This is a genomic window from Streptococcus sp. HMSC062H02 (genome assembly GCF_001813005.1).
Lineage (GTDB): Bacteria > Bacillota > Bacilli > Lactobacillales > Streptococcaceae > Streptococcus > Streptococcus oralis_S.
On sequence record NZ_KV811104.1, the window covers coordinates 1 to 5,015 of the forward strand.

Here is a 5,015-nt window from a genome sequence, read left to right on the forward strand (position 1 = left end):
GACAAAGACCTTTGAAAACTGAACAAGACGAACCAATGTGCAGGGCACTATAACTGAAGTTATAGTACTGAACAATGAAAAAAACAATAAATCTGTCAGTGACAGAAATGAGTAAGAACTCAAACTTTTAATGAGAGTTTGATCCTGGCTCAGGACGAACGCTGGCGGCGTGCCTAATACATGCAAGTAGAACGCTGAAGGAGGAGCTTGCTCTTCTGGATGAGTTGCGAACGGGTGAGTAACGCGTAGGTAACCTGCCTGGTAGCGGGGGATAACTATTGGAAACGATAGCTAATACCGCATAATAGTAGATGTTGCATGACATTTGCTTAAAAGGTGCAATTGCATCACTACCAGATGGACCTGCGTTGTATTAGCTAGTTGGTGAGGTAACGGCTCACCAAGGCAACGATACATAGCCGACCTGAGAGGGTGATCGGCCACACTGGGACTGAGACACGGCCCAGACTCCTACGGGAGGCAGCAGTAGGGAATCTTCGGCAATGGACGGAAGTCTGACCGAGCAACGCCGCGTGAGTGAAGAAGGTTTTCGGATCGTAAAGCTCTGTTGTAAGAGAAGAACGAGTGTGAGAGTGGAAAGTTCACACTGTGACGGTATCTTACCAGAAAGGGACGGCTAACTACGTGCCAGCAGCCGCGGTAATACGTAGGTCCCGAGCGTTGTCCGGATTTATTGGGCGTAAAGCGAGCGCAGGCGGTTAGATAAGTCTGAAGTTAAAGGCTGTGGCTTAACCATAGTACGCTTTGGAAACTGTTTAACTTGAGTGCAAGAGGGGAGAGTGGAATTCCATGTGTAGCGGTGAAATGCGTAGATATATGGAGGAACACCGGTGGCGAAAGCGGCTCTCTGGCTTGTAACTGACGCTGAGGCTCGAAAGCGTGGGGAGCAAACAGGATTAGATACCCTGGTAGTCCACGCCGTAAACGATGAGTGCTAGGTGTTAGACCCTTTCCGGGGTTTAGTGCCGCAGCTAACGCATTAAGCACTCCGCCTGGGGAGTACGACCGCAAGGTTGAAACTCAAAGGAATTGACGGGGGCCCGCACAAGCGGTGGAGCATGTGGTTTAATTCGAAGCAACGCGAAGAACCTTACCAGGTCTTGACATCCCTCTGACCGCTCTAGAGATAGAGCTTTCCTTCGGGACAGAGGTGACAGGTGGTGCATGGTTGTCGTCAGCTCGTGTCGTGAGATGTTGGGTTAAGTCCCGCAACGAGCGCAACCCCTATTGTTAGTTGCCATCATTCAGTTGGGCACTCTAGCGAGACTGCCGGTAATAAACCGGAGGAAGGTGGGGATGACGTCAAATCATCATGCCCCTTATGACCTGGGCTACACACGTGCTACAATGGCTGGTACAACGAGTCGCAAGCCGGTGACGGCAAGCTAATCTCTTAAAGCCAGTCTCAGTTCGGATTGTAGGCTGCAACTCGCCTACATGAAGTCGGAATCGCTAGTAATCGCGGATCAGCACGCCGCGGTGAATACGTTCCCGGGCCTTGTACACACCGCCCGTCACACCACGAGAGTTTGTAACACCCGAAGTCGGTGAGGTAACCTTTTAGGAGCCAGCCGCCTAAGGTGGGATAGATGATTGGGGTGAAGTCGTAACAAGGTAGCCGTATCGGAAGGTGCGGCTGGATCACCTCCTTTCTAAGGATAAGGAACTGCACATTGGTCTTGTTTAGTCTTGAGAGGTCTTGTGGGGCCTTAGCTCAGCTGGGAGAGCGCCTGCTTTGCACGCAGGAGGTCAGCGGTTCGATCCCGCTAGGCTCCATTGGTGAGAGATCACCAAGTAATGCACATTGAAAATTGAATATCTATATCAAATAGTAACAAGAAAATAAACCGAAACGCTGTAGTATTAAAAGAGTTTATGACTGAAAGGTCAAAAAATAAGGTTAAGTTAATAAGGGCGCACGGTGGATGCCTTGGCACTAGGAGCCGAAGAAGGACGTGACAAACGACGATATGCCTTGGGTAGCTGTAAGTAAGCGATGATCCAGGGATTTCCGAATGGGGGAACCCAACAGGTACTACCTGTTACCCGCATCTGTTAAGGATGTGAGGAGGAAGACGCAGTGAACTGAAACATCTAAGTAGCTGCAGGAAGAGAAAGCAAAAGCGATTGCCTTAGTAGCGGCGAGCGAAACGGCAGGAGGGCAAACCGAAGAGTTTACTCTTCGGGGTTGTAGGACTGCAATGTGGACTCAAAGATTATAGAAGAATGATTTGGGAAGATCAGCCAAAGAGAGTAATAGCCTCGTATTTAAAATAGTCTTTGTACCTAGCAGTATCCTGAGTACGGCGGGACACGTGAAATCCCGTCGGAATCTGGGAGGACCATCTCCCAACCCTAAATACTCCCTAGTGACCGATAGTGAACCAGTACCGTGAGGGAAAGGTGAAAAGCACCCCGGGAGGGGAGTGAAATAGAACCTGAAACCGTGTGCCTACAACAAGTTCGAGCCCGTTAATGGGTGAGAGCGTGCCTTTTGTAGAATGAACCGGCGAGTTACGATATGATGCGAGGTTAAGTTGAAGAGACGGAGCCGCAGGGAAACCGAGTCTGAATAGGGCGCTTTAGTATCATGTCGTAGACCCGAAACCATGTGACCTACCCATGAGCAGGTTGAAGGTGCGGTAAGACGCACTGGAGGACCGAACCAGGGCACGTTGAAAAGTGCTTGGATGACTTGTGGGTAGCGGAGAAATTCCAAACGAACTTGGAGATAGCTGGTTCTCTCCGAAATAGCTTTAGGGCTAGCGTCGACATAAAGATTCTTGGAGGTAGAGCACTGTTTGGGTGAGGGGTCCATCCCGGATTACCAATCTCAGATAAACTCCGAATGCCAATGAATTATGGTCGGCAGTCAGACTGCGAGTGCTAAGATCCGTAGTCGAAAGGGAAACAGCCCAGACCACCAGCTAAGGTCCCAAAATAATTGTTAAGTGGAAAAGGATGTGGGGTTGCACAGACAACTAGGATGTTAGCTTAGAAGCAGCTATTCATTCAAAGAGTGCGTAATAGCTCACTAGTCGAGTGACCCTGCGCCGAAAATGTACCGGGGCTAAAACAATTTACCGAAGCTGTGGATACCTTTATAGGTATGGTAGGAGAGCGTTCTATGTGTGAAGAAGGTATACCGTGAGGAGTGCTGGAACGCATAGAAGTGAGAATGCCGGTATGAGTAGCGAAAGACAGGTGAGAATCCTGTCCACCGTAAGACTAAGGTTTCCAGGGGAAGGCTCGTCCGCCCTGGGTTAGTCGGGACCTAAGGAGAGACCGAAAGGTGTATCCGATGGACAACAGGTTGATATTCCTGTACTAGAGTATGTAGTGATGGAGGGACGCAGTAGGCTAACTAAAGCAGACGAATGGAAGTGTCTGTCTAAGCAGTGAGGTGTGATATGAGTCAAATGCTTATATCTATAACATTGAGCTGTGATGGGGAGCGAAGTTTAGTAGCGAAGTTAGTGACGTCACACTGCCAAGAAAAGCTTCTAGCGTTTAAACATACTCTACCCGTACCGCAAACCGACACAGGTAGTCGAGGCGAGTAGCCTCAGGTGAGCGAGAGAACTCTCGTTAAGGAACTCGGCAAAATGACCCCGTAACTTCGGGAGAAGGGGTGCTGACTTTAAGTCAGCCGCAGTGAATAGGCCCAAGCAACTGTTTATCAAAAACACAGCTCTCTGCTAAATCGTAAGATGATGTATAGGGGGTGACGCCTGCCCGGTGCTGGAAGGTTAAGAGGAGTGCTTAGGAGTAATCCGAAGGTATGAATTGAAGCCCCAGTAAACGGCGGCCGTAACTATAACGGTCCTAAGGTAGCGAAATTCCTTGTCGGGTAAGTTCCGACCCGCACGAAAGGCGTAATGATTTGGGCACTGTCTCAACGAGAGACTCGGTGAAATTTTAGTACCTGTGAAGATGCAGGTTACCCGCGACAGGACGGAAAGACCCCATGGAGCTTTACTGCAGTTTGATATTGAGTGTCTGTACCACATGTACAGGATAGGTAGGAGTCTAAGAGATCGGGACGCCAGTTTCGAAGGAGACGTTGTTGGGATACTACCCTTGTGTTATGGCCACTCTAACCCGGATAGGTTATCCCTATCGGAGACAGTGTCTGACGGGCAGTTTGACTGGGGCGGTCGCCTCCTAAAAGGTAACGGAGGCGCCCAAAGGTTCCCTCAGAATGGTTGGAAATCATTCGCAGAGTGTAAAGGTATAAGGGAGCTTGACTGCGAGAGCTACAACTCGAGCAGGGACGAAAGTCGGGCTTAGTGATCCGGTGGTTCCGTATGGAAGGGCCATCGCTCAACGGATAAAAGCTACCCTGGGGATAACAGGCTTATCTCCCCCAAGAGTTCACATCGACGGGGAGGTTTGGCACCTCGATGTCGGCTCGTCGCATCCTGGGGCTGTAGTCGGTCCCAAGGGTTGGGCTGTTCGCCCATTAAAGCGGCACGCGAGCTGGGTTCAGAACGTCGTGAGACAGTTCGGTCCCTATCCGTCGCGGGCGTAGGAAATTTGAGAGGATCTGCTCCTAGTACGAGAGGACCAGAGTGGACTTACCGCTGGTGTACCAGTTGTCTTGCCAAAGGCATCGCTGGGTAGCTATGTAGGGAAGGGATAAACGCTGAAAGCATCTAAGTGTGAAACCCACCTCAAGATGAGATTTCCCATGATTTTATATCAGTAAGAGCCCTGAGAGATGATCAGGTAGATAGGTTAGAAGTGGAAGTGTGGCGACACATGTAGCGGACTAATACTAATAGCTCGAGGACTTATCCAAAGTAACTGAGAATACGAAGTGTGAGGTTTTCTTGGTATTTGATAGATATTCAATTTTGAGTAGGTATTACTCAGAGTTAAGTGACGATAGCCTAGGAGATACACCTGTACCCATGCCGAACACAGTAGTTAAGCCCTAGAACGCCGGAAGTAGTTGGGGGTTGCCCCCTGTGAGATATGGAAGTCGCTTAGCT

At 49.7% G+C, this 5,015-nt stretch carries 1 tRNA gene and 3 rRNA genes; all 4 read left to right on the forward strand.

What is annotated here, in order from left to right:
* Window positions 1-126: 126 nt before the first annotated feature.
* The 4 genes from HMPREF2885_RS03595 (at window position 127) to rrf (ending at window position 5,014) form a co-directional block, all read left to right on the forward strand.
* Window positions 127-1,673: ribosomal RNA gene (locus tag HMPREF2885_RS03595) — 16S ribosomal RNA — on the forward strand.
* A 51-nt stretch (window positions 1,674-1,724) separates the two neighbouring features.
* Window positions 1,725-1,797, forward strand: a tRNA-Ala gene (locus tag HMPREF2885_RS03600).
* Window positions 1,798-1,919: 122 nt separating this feature from the next.
* A 23S ribosomal RNA gene (locus HMPREF2885_RS03605) occupies window positions 1,920-4,822 on the forward strand.
* 76 nt (window positions 4,823-4,898) lie between these two features.
* A 5S ribosomal RNA gene (rrf, locus tag HMPREF2885_RS03610) occupies window positions 4,899-5,014 on the forward strand.
* Together the 16S, 23S and 5S rRNA genes with 1 tRNA gene alongside form the textbook arrangement of a ribosomal RNA operon.
* The last annotated feature ends 1 nt before the right edge of the window (window position 5,015 follow it).